Raw genomic sequence first — 14899 nt, 5'->3', positions numbered from 1 at the left:
TTGGAGAAAACCGATGATTCAGACTCAGACAATGCTGGATGTCGCCGACAACAGCGGGGCGCGCCGGGTGCAGTGCATCAAGGTGCTCGGCGGTTCACACCGCCGTTACGCCCGCGTCGGCGACGTCATCAAAGTCACGGTGAAAGAAGCCATCCCGCGTGGCAAGGTCAAGAAAGGCCAGGTCCTCAAAGCGGTGGTCGTTCGCACCCGTAGCGGCGTCCGTCGTAACGACGGTTCGCTGATCCGCTTCGATGGAAATGCGGCGGTTCTGTTGAACAACACCAACGAACAGCCGATCGGTACCCGGATCTTCGGTCCGGTGACCCGTGAGCTTCGCACAGAGAAGTTCATGAAGATCATTTCCTTGGCGCCTGAAGTGCTGTAAGGAGCGAGGCGGATATGCAAAAGATCAAACGTGACGACGAAGTCGTCGTCATCGCCGGGAAGGACAAGGGCAAGCGTGGCACCGTGAAGCGCGTCCTCAAGGACGACCGCTACATCGTGTCCGGTGTGAACATGATCAAGCGTCACACCAAGCCCAATCCCATGGCGGGTAATCAGGGCGGTATCGTCGAGCGCGAGGCTCCGATTCACGCGTCCAACGTGGCCATCTTCAACCAGGAGACCGGTAAGGCAGATCGCGTCGGCGTCCAGGTTCAGGAAGACGGTACCAAGGTACGTATCTACAAGTCGACGCAAGCGCAGATCGACGCCTAACGCGAGTCGGGTAGCAAAATGGCGAACTTGAAAGAACGTTATCAGAACGAGGTGATGGCTAAGCTGCAAGAGCAGTTCAGCTACGCCAACGTGATGCAGGTGCCCCGGATCACCAAGGTGACCCTGAACATGGGCATCGGCGAAGCGACCAGCGACAAGAAGCTGATCGACAACGCCATCGGCGACCTGGAGAAGCTCTCCGGTCAGAAGCCGCTGGTGACCAAGGCGCGCAAGTCCATCGCGGGCTTCAAGGTGCGTGAAGGCTGGCCGATCGGGATCAAGGTGACCCTGCGCTCCGAGCGCATGTGGGACTTCCTCGATCGCCTGGTGAATATCGCGATCCCCCGCGTTCGTGACTTCCGTGGTCTCAACCCGAAGTCCTTCGACGGTCGTGGCAACTATTCCATGGGGGTGCGTGAGCAGATCATCTTCCCGGAGATCGAGTATGATAAGATCGACCGGATCCGTGGTCTGGATGTCACCATCACCACCACCGCCAACACCGATGAAGAAGGTCGTGCGCTGCTGAGCGCATTGAACTTCCCGTTCAAGAAATAAGGGTGGGATCATGGCAAAGAAAAGCATGGTAGAGCGTGAGGCGAAGCGCGCCGAACTGGTGGAGAAGTACGCCGCCAAGCGCGCTGCGCTGAAGGCGATCATCCAGGACGTGAACGCTTCTGACGAAGAGCGCTTCGATGCGCAGCTCAAGCTGCAGCAGCTGCCGCGTGACTCCAGCCCGGTGCGCCAGCGCAACCGCTGCCGCGTCACTGGCCGTCCGCACGGCTACTACAACAAGTTCGGCCTCGGCCGTAACAAGCTGCGTGAAGCCGCCATGCGTGGCGATGTGCCCGGACTCAAGAAGTCCAGCTGGTAACGTCACGTAGAATCATCAGGAGCGCAACGTAAATGAGCATGCAAGACACTCTGGCGGATATGTTCACCCGTATCCGCAATGCGCAGATGGCCACCAAGGAGACGGTTTCCATGCCGTCCTCCAAGCTCAAGGTCGAGGTGGCCCGCGTGCTGAAGGAAGAGGGTTATGTCACGGACTACGCCGTCAGCGACGAGGCCAAGCCGTCGCTGACCGTGACCCTCAAGTACTTCGAAGGCAAGCCGGTCATCGAACATCTGCAACGGGCTTCCAAGCCGTCTCTGCGCAGCTACAAGGGCAAGGACTCCCTGCCCAAGGTTGCCGATGGCCTGGGTATCGCGATCGTCACCACCTCCAATGGTGTGATGACCGACCGCGCGGCCCGTCAGGCCGGTGTCGGTGGTGAAGTCATCTGCACCGTATTCTAGGAGTTTGGAATGTCACGCGTAGCCAAATATCCGGTTAAAGTGCCCGCCGGCGTCGAGCTCAAGCTCGACGGCGACCAGCTGTCCGTCAAGGGCAGCCAGGGCGCGCTGTCCATGACCGTTCACCCCGACGTGGCGATCGCTCATGAGGAAGGTCAGGTGACCTTCCAGCCGAGCGAGTCCGCCAAGAGCTGGGCGATGGTCGGCACCACCCGTGCCCTGGTTCAGAACCTGGTCACCGGTGTTTCCGAGGGCTTCACCAAGACCCTCGAAATTAATGGCGTCGGTTATCGTGCCCAGGCCAAGGGCCAGACGCTGAACCTGACACTGGGCTTCTCACACCCGGTCGACTACGAACTGCCTGAAGGTGTCGTGGCGGAAACGCCGAAGAACACCACTATCGTGCTGAAGAGCGCGGACAAGCAGAAGCTCGGCCAGGTTGCCGCGGAAATTCGCGCTTACCGTCCGCCCGAGCCCTATAAGGGCAAGGGTATCCGGTACGGCGACGAACAAGTCCGCCGCAAAGAAGCCAAGAAGAAGTAAGGCAGGGTTATGAACGCGAAGAAAGAATCTCGTCTCCGTCGTGCCCGCCGCGCTCGCGCCAAGATCCGCGAGCTGGGCGTGTATCGCCTGTGCGTCAACCGTACCCCGCGCCACATCTACGCGCAGATCATCTCGCCGGATGGTGGCAAGGTCCTGGCCAGCGCTTCCACGCTGGACAAGGCCCTGCGCGAGGGTGCGACCGGCAATGTCGACGCCGCCACCAAGGTGGGCGCGCTGATTGCCGAACGGGCCAAGCAGGCAGGCATCACCCAGGTGGCCTTCGATCGTGCCGGTTTCAAGTACCACGGTCGTGTCAAGGCCCTGGCCGACGCCGCTCGTGAAGGCGGCCTGGAATTCTAAAGGGTTTTACGATGGCGAAGAACGAACAGCAAAGCGGCGATCTGCAGGAAAAGCTCGTGCAGGTCAACCGTGTCGCCAAGGTGGTCAAGGGTGGCCGGATCTTCGGCTTCACCGCCCTGACCGTCGTCGGTGACGGTAACGGTCGTGTCGGCTTCGGTCGTGGCAAGGCGCGCGAAGTGCCGGTCGCGATCCAGAAGGCCATGGACCAGGCGCGTCGCAACATGGTCAAGGTCAACCTGAAGGGTGGTACCCTGCAGTACGCCGTCAAGGCCCGTCACGGTGCCTCCAAGGTGTACATGCAGCCGGCCTCCGAAGGTACCGGGATCATCGCCGGCGGCGCCATGCGCTCCGTGCTCGAGCTGGCCGGCGTCCATGACGTCCTGGCCAAGTGCTACGGCTCCACCAATCCGGTGAACGTGGTGCGTGCGACCGTCAACGGTCTGACCGCCCAGCGCTCTCCGGAAGACGTGGCCGCCAAGCGCGGTCTGTCTGTCGAAGCGATCACGGGGTGAGTACCATGGCAGCTACGATCAAGGTTACCCAGACCCGCAGCACCATCGGCGTGCTGGCCAAGCACAAGGCCACCATGAAGGGCCTCGGCCTGCGTCGCATCGGTCACACGGTCGAACTGGAAGACACCCCTGCCGTTCGCGGCATGATCCACAAGGTCAACTACCTTGTGCGTGTTGAGGGAGAGTAATCCATGAAACTCAATAGCCTGAGCCCGGCACCGGGCTCCAAGCACGCCGAAAAGCGCGTCGGTCGTGGCATCGGCTCCGGTCTGGGCAAGACCGGCGGCCGTGGCCACAAGGGCCTGAAGTCGCGCAGCGGCGGCAGCGTGAAGCCCGGCTTCGAAGGCGGTCAGATGCCGCTGCAGCGTCGTCTGCCGAAGTTCGGTTTCACTTCCGCGAAGTCGCTGGTCTCCCAGGAAGTCCGCCTGGCCGAACTCGGCCGGGTCGAGGGTGACGAAGTCACTCTGGACACCCTGAAGCAGGCCAACGTGCTGAAGGATGCCACCCAGTATGCCAAGGTGATCCTTTCCGGCGAACTGAACAAGGCGGTTACCGTCCGCGGCCTCAAGGTCACCAAGGGTGCCCGTGCCGCGATCGAAGCCGCCGGCGGTAAGGTAGAGGACTAAATGGCCAAGTCAGGAAACATGCCGGCGATGGGCAGCGGTCTGAGTGAACTCTGGGCGCGTCTGCGCTTCGTGCTCCTCGCCATCGTGGTCTACCGTATCGGTGCCCACATTCCCGTTCCCGGTATCAATCCTGACCAGCTTGCTGCCTTGTTCAGGGAGCAGCAGGGCACCATCCTGGGCATGTTCAACATGTTCTCGGGCGGTGCCCTGGAACGCATGAGCATCTTCGCGCTCGGCATCATGCCGTACATCTCCGCGTCGATCATCATGCAGCTGCTGACCGCCGTCTCGCCTCAGCTGGAGCAGCTGAAGAAGGAAGGCGAGGCCGGTCGTCGCAAGATCAGCCAGTACACCCGCTACGGCACCGTACTGCTGGCTCTGGTCCAGGCCATCGGCATGTCCGTGGGCCTGGCGAGCCAGGGTATCGCCTACACGGCCGACTTCAGCTTCTATTTCACCGCCGTCGTCACTTTCGTGTGCGGGGCGGTGTTCATGATGTGGCTGGGCGAGCAGATCACCGAGAAGGGCATCGGCAACGGCATCTCGCTGCTGATCTTCGCGGGGATCGTCGCCGGTCTGCCGGGGGCCGTGGGCCAGGCCTTCGAACTGGCCCGTAATGAAGGCGCATGGAACGTGCTGCCGCTGCTGGCCTTGTCCCTTCTGGGCATCGCCACCGTGGCCTTCGTGGTGTTCATCGAGCGCGGCCAACGCCGCATCACGGTGAACTATCCGCGTCGCCAGGTCGGCAACAAGATGTACGCCGGCCAGAGCAGCTACCTGCCGCTCAAGGTCAACATGGCGGGCGTGATTCCGGCGATCTTCGCCTCGAGCATCCTGCTGTTCCCGGCTTCGCTGGGTCAGTGGGTCGGTGCCGGGGACGGCATGGAGTGGCTGCAGCGTGCATCCCAGGCTCTTGGCCCGGGTCAGCCGCTGTACATCTTGCTTTTCGCGGCAGCGGTGGTATTCTTCTGCTTCTTTTACACAGCGCTGGTCTTCAATCCCAAGGACGTCGCCGACAACCTCAAGAAGTCGGGGGCCTTCCTTCCGGGCATCCGCCCCGGCGAGCAGACCGCTCGCTACGTCGACAAGGTCATGACCCGTCTGACCCTGTTCGGTGCCCTCTACATCACTGCTGTTTCCCTGATGCCCCAGTTCCTGATCGTGGCCTGGAACGTACCGTTCTTCTTCGGCGGTACTTCGTTGCTGATCGTGGTGGTGGTCATCATGGACTTCATGGCCCAGGTGCAGTCGCATCTCATGTCGCATCAGTACGATTCGGTGATGAAGAAGTCCAACCTGAAAGGCTACGGCAGCGGCGGCATCACGCGCTGAGTGCGCCGCTGGTGAATTGGCGCGCCGCGAGCTGAATTGTTGGCTCGCGACGCGGGCCAACAATGGAGAGGAACGATGAAAGTTCGAGCTTCCGTGAAGAAAATGTGCCGTAACTGCAAGATCATTCGTCGCAATGGCGCCGTGCGCGTCATCTGCAGCGAGCCGCGGCACAAGCAGCGTCAGGGCTGATCCCTGACACTGCACTAAACCGGGTGCCGGCATGCCCCTTGCCCTTTGCAGGGTGAAGGGGTATGCTGTTGCGCCTTTTGTAGATGACTAATCGAGCAAGCCGCTCAAATTTCGGAGTAAGCTGATGGCCCGTATTGCAGGCGTCAATATCCCGGACAACAAGCATGCGGCGATCTCGCTGACCTATATCTTCGGGATTGGCCGCACTCGCGCTCAGGAAATCTGTGTCGCGGCCGGCATTGCGCCGACCACCAAGATCCAGGAGCTGTCTTCTGACGAAGTCGACACCCTGCGTTCCGAAGTCGGTAAGTACACCGTTGAAGGCGATCTTCGTCGTGATGTGACGCTGAACATCAAGCGTCTCATGGACCTGGGTTGCTATCGTGGTCTGCGTCATCGTCGTGGTCTCCCGCTGAAGGGTCAGCGGACCAAGACCAATGCGCGCACCCGCAAGGGTCCGCGTAAGCCGATTCGCAAATAACACGCACGTTCTGCGTAACGACAGGAATTGACATCAACATGGCTAACCCGCGTAGCAACCGTAAAAAGGTTAAAAAGCAGGTAGTGGATGCCGTCGCGCATATCCACGCCTCTTTTAACAACACGATCATTACGATCACAGACCGCCAGGGCAACGCCCTCTCCTGGGCGACTGCCGGTGGTTCGGGTTTTCGTGGTTCTCGCAAGAGCACCCCGTTCGCTGCTCAAGTGGCAAGCGAACGTGCAGCGACCGCTGCAGCCGAGTATGGTGTGAAAAACGTCGACGTGCTGGTCAAAGGCCCCGGTCCGGGCCGTGAATCCGCCGTGCGTGCACTGAATGCCGCCGGCTTCCGCGTGCAGAGCATCACCGACGCGACGCCCATTCCGCACAATGGCTGCCGTCCGCCGAAGAAACGCCGCGTTTAAGGAGACAGATTCATGGCTCGTTATATTGGACCGAAGTGCAAACTGTCTCGTCGTGAAGGCACCGACCTCTTCCTGAAGAGCGGTGTCACTCCCTTCGAGAAGAAGTGCAAATCCGAGCAGATCCCGGGTGTGCACGGCCAGCGTCGTCAGCGGATTTCCGACTACGGCTTGCAGCTTCGCGAGAAGCAAAAAGTACGCCGCATGTACGGCGTGCTCGAGAAGCAGTTCCGCAACTACTACAAGGAAGCGGCCCGTCTGAAGGGCGCGACCGGTGAGCTGTTGCTGCAGCTTCTCGAATCCCGACTGGACAACGTCGTCTACCGCATGGGCTACGGCGCCACTCGCTCCGAGGCCCGCCAGCTGGTGAGCCACAAGGCGATCGCCGTCAACGGCAAGACCGTCAACGTGGCGTCCTACCAGGTCAAGCCGGGTGACGTGGTCTCCGTCCGCGAGAAGGCCAAGAACCAGGCGCGTATCCAGAACGCCCTGAGCATCGCCGCCAACCGTGGCGATGTCGCCTGGGTTGAGGTCGATGCCAAGAAGATGGAAGGCACTTTCAAGGCTCTGCCTGAACGCGGTGACCTGTCTGCCGACATCAATGAGCAACTGATCGTCGAGCTGTACTCGAAGTAAGCGGCGATCGCCGCGCCGCCCTCCCCGCGGGGTGGGCGGCCTTCAGTACCGAGTATCCGTTTGGCAGCCTGAAAGGTATTCATCATGCAGCGTTCAGTGACAGAGTTTCTCCGTCCTCGCGACATCAAGGTCGAAGAGATCAACGCGCACCACGCAAAGATCGTGCTCGAACCCTTCGAGCGTGGCTTCGGCCACACTCTGGGCAACGCTCTGCGTCGTATCCTGCTCTCGTCCATGCCCGGCTGTGCCGTGGTGGAGGCCGAGATCGCCGGTGTCGATCACGAGTACAGCGCGATCGAGGGCGTCCAGGAAGATGTCATCGAAATCCTCCTGAACCTCAAGGACGTGGCGATCAAGATGCACAGCCGCGACGAGGCGGTGCTCTCGCTGAACAAGCAGGGCCCGGCCATCGTGACCGCGGGTGACATCGCTCTCGACCACGACGTCGAGATCGTCAACCCCGAGCACGTCATCGCGCACGTCAACGAGGGCGCCGAGCTGAAGATGCAGCTCAAGGTGGCCCGCGGCCGCGGCTATGAGCCGGCGGACGTCCGTGGCGAAGCCGACGACGAGTCTCGTGCCATCGGCCGTCTGCAGCTGGATGCGACCTTCAGCCCCGTGCGTCGGGTTTCCTACACCGTCGAGGCCGCGCGTGTCGAACAGCGCACCGACCTCGACAAGCTGATTCTCAATCTGGAAACCGACGGCACCCTGGATCCTGAAGAGGCGATCCGTCGCAGCGCGACTATCCTGCAAGAGCAGCTGGCCGCGTTTGTCGACCTGGAAGCCGACAAGGAACAGGAAGTGGAAGAGGAAGAGGATCACATCGATCCGATCCTGCTGCGCCCCGTAGACGATCTCGAGTTGACCGTCCGCAGCGCCAACTGCCTGAAGGCCGAGAACATCTACTACATCGGGGACCTGATCCAGCGCACCGAGGTGGAGCTGCTGAAGACCCCGAATCTCGGCAAGAAGTCCCTGAACGAGATCAAGGACGTGTTGGCCGCCCGTGGTCTGTCCCTGGGTATGCGGCTGGAAAATTGGCCGCCCGCTAGCCTGAAGGACGACAAGGCCTCCGCGTGAGCGTCGACTCGAGTCCCAGTTTGGTAAGGAATCACAACCATGCGTCATCGTAAGAGTGGTCGTCATCTGAATCGCACCAGCTCGCACCGCCAGGCCATGTTCAAGAACATGAGCGTGTCGCTGGTCGAGCACGAGGTGATCAAGACAACCCTGCCCAAGGCCAAAGAGCTGCGTCGTCACATCGAGCCGCTCATCACCCTGGCCAAGCAGGACAGCGTCGCCAACCGTCGTCTGGCCTTCAGCCGCACCCGCTCCAAGGAAGCGGTCGGCAAGCTCTTCAATGAGCTGGGTCCGCGTTACGCCAATCGCCCGGGCGGTTACGTCCGTGTGCTCAAGTGCGGTTTCCGTACTGGCGACAACGCCCCCATGGCCTACGTCGAACTGGTCGACCGTCCGGTCGTCGAGGACGCCGCCGAGGAGTGATCCTCGCGCGCGACCTCCAGGTCCGACACGAAACCGGCTCCCTCAGGGAGCCGGTTTTTTTTATGTCGCCGTGCGGGATGCCGTGGTGTCGCCGGCGGATCAGAAGCGATAGCTGTAGGCCACCACCGGCCCCTCGTAGATGACTTCCTCGAGGAAGTCGCTGTCGTCGAGCCGCCACTTCATGTAGCGATAGCCTGCAGTCACGCTGCTGGCGCCCCAGGCGTACTCGGCGGCGGTGAAGGCCTGCAGGCTGATCTCGGTGCTGCCGGTGCCGACGTCCACGATGAAGGGCGTGGACCAGCGGGGCGTGAAGCTGTAGTGCCCGCGCAGGCCGAAGGTGGCGTCGGTCAGGTTGTCCTCGGTATCGAAGCGCCGGGCCCCATCGTCGGTTTCCACGGTCAGGTCGGTCTCGAAGCGCGTGTAGCGGATGCCGCCTGTGCCGTAGACGGACCAGTTCGCGTCGCGGTACCACTCATGGCCGACGAAGGCGTGAGCCATGGTCGTTCTGGTGGTGAAGTCCAGCGCCGCTCCGATGGCGTCCGGTCCGTCGGGTTCCTCGCTTTCCACCGGCACGTCGACGTCGCCGTCCTTGCCGATATCGGCGTAGAGGCCGTCGAAGCCGTAAAGCCAGGGGCCGCGGCGATGCACCAGGGTGCCCATCAGGCCGAACTCCAGGTTTTCCATCACTGTCTGGCGGCTGGTCTCGAGGCGCGTGCCGCCCTCCAGCGTCTGGTCGACGTCGGTGCCCCACAGGTAGAGCGAGGCCGTGGTCTCGTCGGCCTGGGCCTGAGGCGTCGCCAGCGCCAGGCATAGCACCGTGCCGCCCAGCAGGCGTGTGGTGGTCGGGGCGGGCGTGCGGGAGGTGGCGAGAGGCATGGGCGGTCTCCAGAGGCGGAAGGGGACGAGGGTCGTCTCTGGAAAAGCTAGCAGATTCTGCCTCGTTCGCCGCCGATCGTTCCGACCGGCGGCGAACGGTGGGGATCAGGCGGGCGTGGTGTCTCGCGAGGTGGCCGCCGCCCGCTCCAGCAGCGGCTGGAGGAAGCGCCCGGTGTGGGAGATCTCCTGGCGCGCGACCTGTTCCGGAGTGCCCTCGGCGATGATGCGCCCGCCGCCGGAACCGCCCTCGGGGCCGAGATCGATCAGCCAGTCGGCGGTCTTGATCACGTCGAGGTTGTGCTCGATGACCACGATGGTGTTGCCGTGGTCACGCAGCCGGTGGAGCACCGTCAGCAGCTGGCGGATGTCCTCGAAGTGCAGGCCGGTGGTGGGCTCGTCGAGGATGTAGAGCGTCTTGCCGGTGTCACGCTTGGCCAGCTCCCGGGCCAGCTTGACGCGCTGGGCCTCGCCGCCGGACAGCGTGGTGGCGCTCTGGCCCAGGCGGATGTAGGACAGGCCCACGTCCATCAGCGTCTGCAGGCGGCGGGCGATGGCCGGCACCGGGCTGAAGAACTCCAGCGCCTCCTCGACGGTCATCTCCAGCACCTCGTCGATGCTCTTGCCCTTGTACTGCACCTCGAGGGTCTCGCGGTTGTAGCGCTTGCCCTTGCACACGTCGCAGGGCACGTAGATGTCCGGCAGGAAGTGCATCTCCACCTTGATCATGCCCTCGCCCTGGCAGGCCTCGCAGCGCCCGCCCTTGACGTTGAACGAGAAGCGACCGGGCTTGTAGCCGCGGGAGCGTGCCTCCTGGGTGCCGGCGAACAGCTCGCGGATCGGCGTGAAGATGCCGGTGTAGGTGGCCGGATTGGAGCGCGGCGTGCGCCCGATCGGGCTCTGGTCGATGTCGATCACCTTGTCCAGGTGCTCGAGGCCCTCGATGCGGTCGTGGGCCGCCGGGCTCAGTGCCGTGGCGCGATTCAGCTCGCGGGCGGCGATCGGCATCAGCGTCGCGTTGATAAGCGTCGACTTGCCGGAGCCGGAGACCCCGGTCACGCACACGAACAGGCCCAGCGGCAGACTCAGGGTCACGTCCCGCAGGTTGTTGCCTCGGGCACCGTGCAGCACCACCTGCTTCTCGGGGTTGCCGGGAATGCGCCAGGGCGGCACCTCGATGCGCTTCTCGCCGGACAGGTACTGGCCGGTCAACGAGTCCGGCGTGGCCATGACCTGCTCGGGCGTGCCCTCGGCCACCACCCGGCCGCCGTGGACGCCGGCGCCGGGGCCGATGTCGAGCACGTGGTCGGCGGCGCGGATGGCGTCCTCGTCGTGCTCGACCACGATCACGGTGTTGCCCAGGTCGCGCAGGTGCTCGAGGGTGTGGAGCAGGCGGTCGTTGTCGCGCTGGTGCAGGCCGATGGAGGGCTCGTCGAGGATGTACATCACCCCGACCAGGCCGGCGCCGATCTGGCTGGCCAGGCGGATGCGCTGGGCCTCGCCGCCGGACAGGGTCTCGGCGCTGCGCTCGAGGTTGAGGTAGTCGAGTCCGACGTTGACCAGGAACTCGAGGCGCGCGCGGATCTCGTTGAGGATCTTCTCGGCGATCTCGCCCTTGCGTCCCGGCAGCGTCAGGGCCTGGAAGTAGGACAGCCCCTCGCCGATCGGCAGGCGCACCACGTCCGGCAGAGTCCGGTCGTCGATGTAGACGTGGCGCGACTCCTTGCGCAGCCGCGAGCCGTGGCAGGTCGGGCAGGGCTGCACGGCGATGTGGCGGGCCAGCTCCTCGCGCACCGAGCTGGATTCGGTCTCGCGATAGCGGCGCTGCATGTTGGGCAGCACGCCTTCGAAGGGATGCTCGCGGGTGACCTTGCGGCCGCGGTCGTTGACGTAGTGGAAGGCGATGTCGTCGCTGCCGCTGCCGTGCAGGATGACCTCGCGCTCGTGGCGGGCGAGGTCCTGCCAGGGCGTCTCCAGGGTGAAGCGGTAATGGTCCGCCACCGCCTGCAGCTGGTTGAAGTAGTAGACGCTGCGCCGGTCCCAGCCCTTGATTACGCCCTCGGCCAGCGACAGCTCGGGATGGCTGATCAGCTTGTCCGGATCGAAGTACTGCTGCACGCCCAGGCCGTCGCAGCTCGAGCAGGCGCCGGCCGGGTTGTTGAACGAGAACATCCGCGGCTCGAGCTCGGAGATGGAGTAGCCGCACACCGGGCAGGCGAAGCGCGACGAGAAGGCGATGTCGTCGCGCTCGCCGTCCATGAAGTGGATCAAGGCGGTGCCGTCGGCCAGCCCCAGGGCGGTCTCGAAGGATTCGGCCAGGCGCTGTTCCAGGCCCTCGCGGACCTTGATGCGGTCCACCACCACGCTGATGTCGTGCTTCTTGTTCTTGTCGAGCGGGGCGATGTCGTCGAGCTCGAGCACCTGGCCGTCGACCATGGCGCGCACGAAGCCCTGGGCGCGCAGTTCGGCCAGCAGCTGCAGGTGCTCGCCCTTGCGGCCGCTGACCACCGGGGCCAGCAGCATCAGCTTGCTGCCCTCCGGCAGTGCCGTCACCTGGTCGACCATCTGCGAGATGGTCTGGGCCTCGAGGTCCTCGCCGTGCTCCGGGCAGCGGGGCGTGCCGGCGCGGGCGAACAGCAGGCGCAGGTAGTCGTAGATCTCGGTGATGGTGCCCACGGTGGAGCGCGGGTTGTGGGAGGTCGACTTCTGCTCGATGGAGATCGCCGGTGACAGGCCCTCGATGTGGTCGACGTCGGGCTTCTCCATCATCGACAGGAACTGCCGGGCGTAGGTGGAGAGCGATTCCACGTAGCGCCGTTGGCCCTCGGCGTAGAGGGTGTCGAAGGCCAGCGACGACTTGCCGGAGCCCGACAGCCCGGTGATCACGATCAGCTTGTCCCGGGGCAGCTCGACGTCGATCTGCTTGAGGTTGTGGGTGCGGGCACCCCTGACCAGAATCCTGTCCATTCCTACCTCGCGGGCCGCGGCAAAAGATCGATTATACGGGCCCGGCCCGGAGCGCGGCAAAGTCGCCGGGGGGAGGCGGCGTTTCGTGTATCGAGGCGACGCGGTAGAATACGCGGTCCATCCGGGCCCCGCGCCCTCCCTCTGGAAGTACTGGAATCGCTATGTCCAAGGCCAGCTTGCTGTTAGCCGCCGAGCGGCGGGCCATCGTCGGCCTGGCCGGGCTCTATGCCACGCGCATGCTCGGCCTGTTCATGGTGCTGCCCGTCCTGGCCCTGAAGGCCGAGGAACTGATCGGCGCCACGCCGCTGCTGGTCGGCTTCGCGCTCGGCATCTATGGCCTTACCCAGGCGGTGCTGCAGATCCCTTTCGGCGTGCTGTCAGACCGCATCGGCCGCAAGCCGGTGATCGCCGGCGGGCTGCTGCTGTTCCTGATCGGCAGCGTGGTGGCGGCCCAGGCCGACGACATCGCCGGGGTCATACTCGGGCGCTGTCTGCAGGGCAGCGGCGCCGTGGCCGCCGCCATCATGGCGCTGCTGGCGGACCAGACCCGCGAGCAGGTGCGCACCGCGGCCATGGCCACCATCGGCCTGTCGATCGGCGTGGCCTTCGGCGTGGCCATGGTGCTGGGGCCGCTGGTCTCGGCACACTTCGGCCTGTCCGGTGTGTTCTGGTTCACCGCCGCCCTGGCGGTGCTGGGGCTCGGCGTGCTGTGGAAGCTGGTGCCCCGGGCGCCACAGCGCCGCGGCCATCATGACGTGGGCCTGGACCGCCGCCAGCTGAAGGGCCTCGTCGGCCGCCTCGACCTGTGGCGGCTCAACGCCTCCATCTTCGGCCTGCACCTGGTGCTGATGGCGATCTTCGTCGCCGTGCCGTTCCGGTTGATCGAGGCCGGCATCGCCGAACCGCAGCACGGCCTGGTGTATCTCGGCGTGATGGGGCTGTCCTTCGTGGCCATGGTGCCGCTGGTCATCGTCGCCGAGAAGCGGCGCAAGATGAAGCTGATGTGCCTCGGGGCGATCGCCGCCATCGTCGCCAGCCTGCTGGGGCTGGGCCTCGAGGGGCATGGCCTGGCGCCGCTGCTGGGTTGGCTGTTCGCCTTCTTCACGGCGTTCAATCTGCTCGAGGCGACGCTGCCGTCGATGATCAGCAAGCTGGCGCCGGCCGGCGCCAAGGGCACCGCCATGGGGCTGTATTCCACCAGCCAGTTCCTCGGGGCCTTCCTTGGCGGCGTGCTGGGCGGCTTCCTGTCGCAGCACTTCGGCCTGACGGCGGTGTTCCTCGGCGTGGCCGTGATCGGCCTGGCCTGGTTCGTGTTCATGCTCGGCATGACCCCGCCGCGCCACCTGTCCAGCGAGGTGGTGGCGCTGGCCGAGGAGCAGCAGGACGATGCTCTCGACGCCCTGATGGCGCGCTTCGCCGCGGTTGCCGGGGTCGAGGACGTGCTGGTGGTGCCCGAGGAGCGCGTGGCCTATCTCAAGGTCGACCGCGAGCGGCTGGACACCGAGGCCCTGTCGCGGCTGACCGGGTCACGCTGACCCGCCGGCGGCGTCGCGGCGGGAACTCGCGTATAGTATCGGGATCGGTCTTTCACGTGCCGGGTGTGGCCCGCGCGTCAATCTACATGCATTCGAGCGTTCCGGAAGGCCGGGGCCTTCGCCCGGGGTCGTCCGGCGCCCCGTCTTCCGACAGAATCAAGGAGTCAACCATGGCCCGTGGCGTCAACAAGGTCATTCTTATCGGCAACCTCGGACAGGATCCCGAGGTGCGCTTCACCCCGTCCGGCACCGCCGTGGCCAACCTCAACCTCGCCACCACCGATACCTGGATGGATCGCCAGAGCGGCCAGCGTCAGGAACGCACCGAGTGGCACCGGGTGGTGATGTTCAACAAGACCGCCGAGATCGCCCAGCAGTACCTGCGCAAGGGCAGCAAGGTCTACGTCGAGGGCCGCCTGCAGACGCGCAAGTGGCAGGACCAGAACGGCCAGGACAAGTACTCCACCGAGATCGTCGCCAACGACATGCAGATGCTGGATTCGCGTGGCGGCGAGATGGGCGGCGGTCAGCCGGGCGGGTTCGGCGGCGGCCAGCCCCGTCAGCAGGGCGGCAACTACGGCCAGCCCCAGGGCGGTCAGCCGCCGCAGGGCGGTGGCTTCGGCGGCCCGCAGCAGGGTGGCAACTACGGTCAGCCCCAGGGCGGTCAGCCCCAGCAGGGCGGCGGCTTCGGCGGGCAGCAGCAGGGCGGACAGCGTCCCGCGCCCCAGCCGGCTCCCGGCCAGGGCGGCGGCCAGCAGCAGGGCGGCAACTTCGGCGCCCCGGATCCGGGCAGCTTCGACGACTTCGACGACGAGATCCCGTTCTAAGGACGCGCCTCGACGCTGCTTCACGACGCCCTGCCTCGGCAGGGCGTCGTCGTTTCTGCGTTGTCGTGTCTGCGTTG

The 14899-nt window shown here is 64.5% G+C and carries 21 protein-coding genes; 19 read left to right on the top strand and 2 right to left on the bottom strand.

Annotation, left to right across the window (positions count from 1 at the left end; translation table 11 throughout):
- Nucleotides 1–13 precede the first annotated feature (13 nt).
- From rplN to rplQ, 17 genes are all read left to right on the top strand, one after another.
- Nucleotides 14–385, top strand: a complete 372-nt coding sequence (gene rplN, locus CVH10_RS13290) for a 50S ribosomal protein L14 (RefSeq protein WP_016856410.1) — start codon at nucleotides 14–16, stop codon at nucleotides 383–385.
- A 14-nt stretch (nucleotides 386–399) separates the two neighbouring features.
- Nucleotides 400–717 (top strand): 50S ribosomal protein L24, encoded by a 318-nt coding sequence (gene rplX, locus CVH10_RS13285; RefSeq protein WP_035596367.1) that lies wholly within the window; start codon nucleotides 400–402, stop codon nucleotides 715–717.
- 18 nt (nucleotides 718–735) lie between these two features.
- A complete protein-coding gene (rplE, locus tag CVH10_RS13280; protein WP_035596369.1) occupies nucleotides 736–1275 on the top strand; it encodes a 50S ribosomal protein L5 in 540 nt (179 codons plus the stop codon).
- Between the two features lie 10 nt (nucleotides 1276–1285).
- Entirely contained in the window at nucleotides 1286–1591 is a 306-nt protein-coding gene (gene rpsN / locus CVH10_RS13275) for a 30S ribosomal protein S14 (protein WP_035596373.1), read from the top strand.
- Nucleotides 1592–1623: 32 nt separating this feature from the next.
- On the top strand, nucleotides 1624–2016 hold the full coding sequence (gene rpsH, locus CVH10_RS13270) for a 30S ribosomal protein S8 (RefSeq protein WP_035596374.1): 393 nt from the start codon (nucleotides 1624–1626) through the stop codon (nucleotides 2014–2016).
- Between the two features lie 9 nt (nucleotides 2017–2025).
- Nucleotides 2026–2556, top strand: coding sequence for a 50S ribosomal protein L6 (rplF, locus tag CVH10_RS13265; RefSeq protein ID WP_035596377.1), 531 nt, complete (start codon nucleotides 2026–2028; stop codon nucleotides 2554–2556).
- A 9-nt stretch (nucleotides 2557–2565) separates the two neighbouring features.
- Nucleotides 2566–2916, top strand: a complete 351-nt coding sequence (rplR, locus tag CVH10_RS13260; RefSeq protein WP_016856404.1) for a 50S ribosomal protein L18 — start codon at nucleotides 2566–2568, stop codon at nucleotides 2914–2916.
- A gap of 11 nt (nucleotides 2917–2927) precedes the next feature.
- The gene (rpsE, locus tag CVH10_RS13255; RefSeq protein ID WP_035596380.1) at nucleotides 2928–3428 is read left to right on the top strand and encodes a 30S ribosomal protein S5; all 501 of its coding nucleotides are present in this window, start codon (nucleotides 2928–2930) and stop codon (nucleotides 3426–3428) included.
- Nucleotides 3429–3433: 5 nt separating this feature from the next.
- Entirely contained in the window at nucleotides 3434–3616 is a 183-nt protein-coding gene (rpmD, locus tag CVH10_RS13250; protein ID WP_016419098.1) for a 50S ribosomal protein L30, read from the top strand.
- 3 nt (nucleotides 3617–3619) lie between these two features.
- On the top strand, nucleotides 3620–4054 hold the full coding sequence (gene rplO, locus CVH10_RS13245) for a 50S ribosomal protein L15 (RefSeq protein ID WP_016856402.1): 435 nt from the start codon (nucleotides 3620–3622) through the stop codon (nucleotides 4052–4054).
- Entirely contained in the window at nucleotides 4055–5386 is a 1332-nt protein-coding gene (secY, locus tag CVH10_RS13240; protein ID WP_035596383.1) for a preprotein translocase subunit SecY, read from the top strand.
- Nucleotides 5387–5461: 75 nt separating this feature from the next.
- Nucleotides 5462–5575 (top strand): 50S ribosomal protein L36, encoded by a 114-nt coding sequence (gene rpmJ, locus CVH10_RS13235; protein WP_008959154.1) that lies wholly within the window; start codon nucleotides 5462–5464, stop codon nucleotides 5573–5575.
- Between the two features lie 124 nt (nucleotides 5576–5699).
- Nucleotides 5700–6056, top strand: a complete 357-nt coding sequence (gene rpsM, locus CVH10_RS13230) for a 30S ribosomal protein S13 (RefSeq protein ID WP_016856399.1) — start codon at nucleotides 5700–5702, stop codon at nucleotides 6054–6056.
- A gap of 38 nt (nucleotides 6057–6094) precedes the next feature.
- A complete protein-coding gene (gene rpsK, locus CVH10_RS13225) occupies nucleotides 6095–6481 on the top strand; it encodes a 30S ribosomal protein S11 (RefSeq protein ID WP_013331014.1) in 387 nt (128 codons plus the stop codon).
- Nucleotides 6482–6493: 12 nt separating this feature from the next.
- Nucleotides 6494–7114, top strand: a complete 621-nt coding sequence (gene rpsD / locus CVH10_RS13220) for a 30S ribosomal protein S4 (protein WP_016856398.1) — start codon at nucleotides 6494–6496, stop codon at nucleotides 7112–7114.
- A gap of 84 nt (nucleotides 7115–7198) precedes the next feature.
- Entirely contained in the window at nucleotides 7199–8197 is a 999-nt protein-coding gene (gene rpoA, locus CVH10_RS13215; protein WP_035596385.1) for a DNA-directed RNA polymerase subunit alpha, read from the top strand.
- Nucleotides 8198–8236: 39 nt separating this feature from the next.
- Complete coding sequence (gene rplQ / locus CVH10_RS13210) at nucleotides 8237–8620, top strand: 50S ribosomal protein L17 (RefSeq protein WP_035596388.1); 384 nt, start codon at nucleotides 8237–8239, stop codon at nucleotides 8618–8620.
- A 99-nt stretch (nucleotides 8621–8719) separates the two neighbouring features.
- Here the strand turns inward: rplQ and CVH10_RS13205 are convergent, their stop codons facing one another.
- Both CVH10_RS13205 and uvrA read right to left on the bottom strand, forming a co-directional pair.
- A complete protein-coding gene (locus tag CVH10_RS13205; protein ID WP_035596389.1) occupies nucleotides 8720–9496 on the bottom strand; it encodes a hypothetical protein in 777 nt (258 codons plus the stop codon).
- A 105-nt stretch (nucleotides 9497–9601) separates the two neighbouring features.
- Nucleotides 9602–12460: an excinuclease ABC subunit UvrA gene (gene uvrA / locus CVH10_RS13200; RefSeq protein WP_106488930.1), complete on the bottom strand. Its 2859-nt coding sequence runs from the start codon at nucleotides 12458–12460 to the stop codon at nucleotides 9602–9604.
- Between the two features lie 161 nt (nucleotides 12461–12621).
- Here uvrA and CVH10_RS13195 point away from each other — a divergent pair, with 161 nt between their 5' ends.
- Nucleotides 12622–13995: an MFS transporter gene (locus CVH10_RS13195; protein WP_106488929.1), complete on the top strand. Its 1374-nt coding sequence runs from the start codon at nucleotides 12622–12624 to the stop codon at nucleotides 13993–13995.
- 170 nt (nucleotides 13996–14165) lie between these two features.
- A complete protein-coding gene (ssb, locus tag CVH10_RS13190) occupies nucleotides 14166–14822 on the top strand; it encodes a single-stranded DNA-binding protein (RefSeq protein WP_035596399.1) in 657 nt (218 codons plus the stop codon).
- The last annotated feature ends 77 nt before the right edge of the window (nucleotides 14823–14899 follow it).

It is taken from the genome of Halomonas sp. ND22Bw, assembly GCF_003011945.1.
Classification (GTDB): Bacteria; Pseudomonadota; Gammaproteobacteria; order Pseudomonadales; family Halomonadaceae; genus Halomonas; species Halomonas halophila.
The sequence above is the reverse complement of the archived record's forward strand: the minus strand, read 5'-3'. Positions and strand labels throughout refer to the sequence as shown.

Excerpts from the sequence above, each read along its gene's own strand:
- ssb (WP_035596399.1), top strand. The coding sequence starts at position 14,166 with ATGGCCCGTGGCGTCAACAAGGTCATTCTTATCGGCAACCTCGGACAG.
- rplN (WP_016856410.1), top strand. The coding sequence starts at position 14 with ATGATTCAGACTCAGACAATGCTGGATGTCGCCGACAACAGCGGGGCG.
- rpsH (WP_035596374.1), top strand. The coding sequence starts at position 1,624 with ATGAGCATGCAAGACACTCTGGCGGATATGTTCACCCGTATCCGCAAT.
- rplR (WP_016856404.1), top strand. The coding sequence starts at position 2,566 with ATGAACGCGAAGAAAGAATCTCGTCTCCGTCGTGCCCGCCGCGCTCGC.
- rpsD (WP_016856398.1), top strand. The coding sequence starts at position 6,494 with ATGGCTCGTTATATTGGACCGAAGTGCAAACTGTCTCGTCGTGAAGGC.
- rpsE (WP_035596380.1), top strand. The coding sequence starts at position 2,928 with ATGGCGAAGAACGAACAGCAAAGCGGCGATCTGCAGGAAAAGCTCGTG.
- rpmJ (WP_008959154.1), top strand. The coding sequence starts at position 5,462 with ATGAAAGTTCGAGCTTCCGTGAAGAAAATGTGCCGTAACTGCAAGATC.
- rplF (WP_035596377.1), top strand. The coding sequence starts at position 2,026 with ATGTCACGCGTAGCCAAATATCCGGTTAAAGTGCCCGCCGGCGTCGAG.
- uvrA (WP_106488930.1), bottom strand. The coding sequence starts at position 12,460 with ATGGACAGGATTCTGGTCAGGGGTGCCCGCACCCACAACCTCAAGCAG.
- rplX (WP_035596367.1), top strand. The coding sequence starts at position 400 with ATGCAAAAGATCAAACGTGACGACGAAGTCGTCGTCATCGCCGGGAAG.
- CVH10_RS13195 (WP_106488929.1), top strand. The coding sequence starts at position 12,622 with ATGTCCAAGGCCAGCTTGCTGTTAGCCGCCGAGCGGCGGGCCATCGTC.
- rplE (WP_035596369.1), top strand. The coding sequence starts at position 736 with ATGGCGAACTTGAAAGAACGTTATCAGAACGAGGTGATGGCTAAGCTG.
- rpsK (WP_013331014.1), top strand. The coding sequence starts at position 6,095 with ATGGCTAACCCGCGTAGCAACCGTAAAAAGGTTAAAAAGCAGGTAGTG.
- rpmD (WP_016419098.1), top strand. The coding sequence starts at position 3,434 with ATGGCAGCTACGATCAAGGTTACCCAGACCCGCAGCACCATCGGCGTG.
- rplQ (WP_035596388.1), top strand. The coding sequence starts at position 8,237 with ATGCGTCATCGTAAGAGTGGTCGTCATCTGAATCGCACCAGCTCGCAC.
- rpoA (WP_035596385.1), top strand. The coding sequence starts at position 7,199 with ATGCAGCGTTCAGTGACAGAGTTTCTCCGTCCTCGCGACATCAAGGTC.
- secY (WP_035596383.1), top strand. The coding sequence starts at position 4,055 with ATGGCCAAGTCAGGAAACATGCCGGCGATGGGCAGCGGTCTGAGTGAA.
- rpsM (WP_016856399.1), top strand. The coding sequence starts at position 5,700 with ATGGCCCGTATTGCAGGCGTCAATATCCCGGACAACAAGCATGCGGCG.
- rplO (WP_016856402.1), top strand. The coding sequence starts at position 3,620 with ATGAAACTCAATAGCCTGAGCCCGGCACCGGGCTCCAAGCACGCCGAA.
- CVH10_RS13205 (WP_035596389.1), bottom strand. The coding sequence starts at position 9,496 with ATGCCTCTCGCCACCTCCCGCACGCCCGCCCCGACCACCACACGCCTG.
- rpsN (WP_035596373.1), top strand. The coding sequence starts at position 1,286 with ATGGCAAAGAAAAGCATGGTAGAGCGTGAGGCGAAGCGCGCCGAACTG.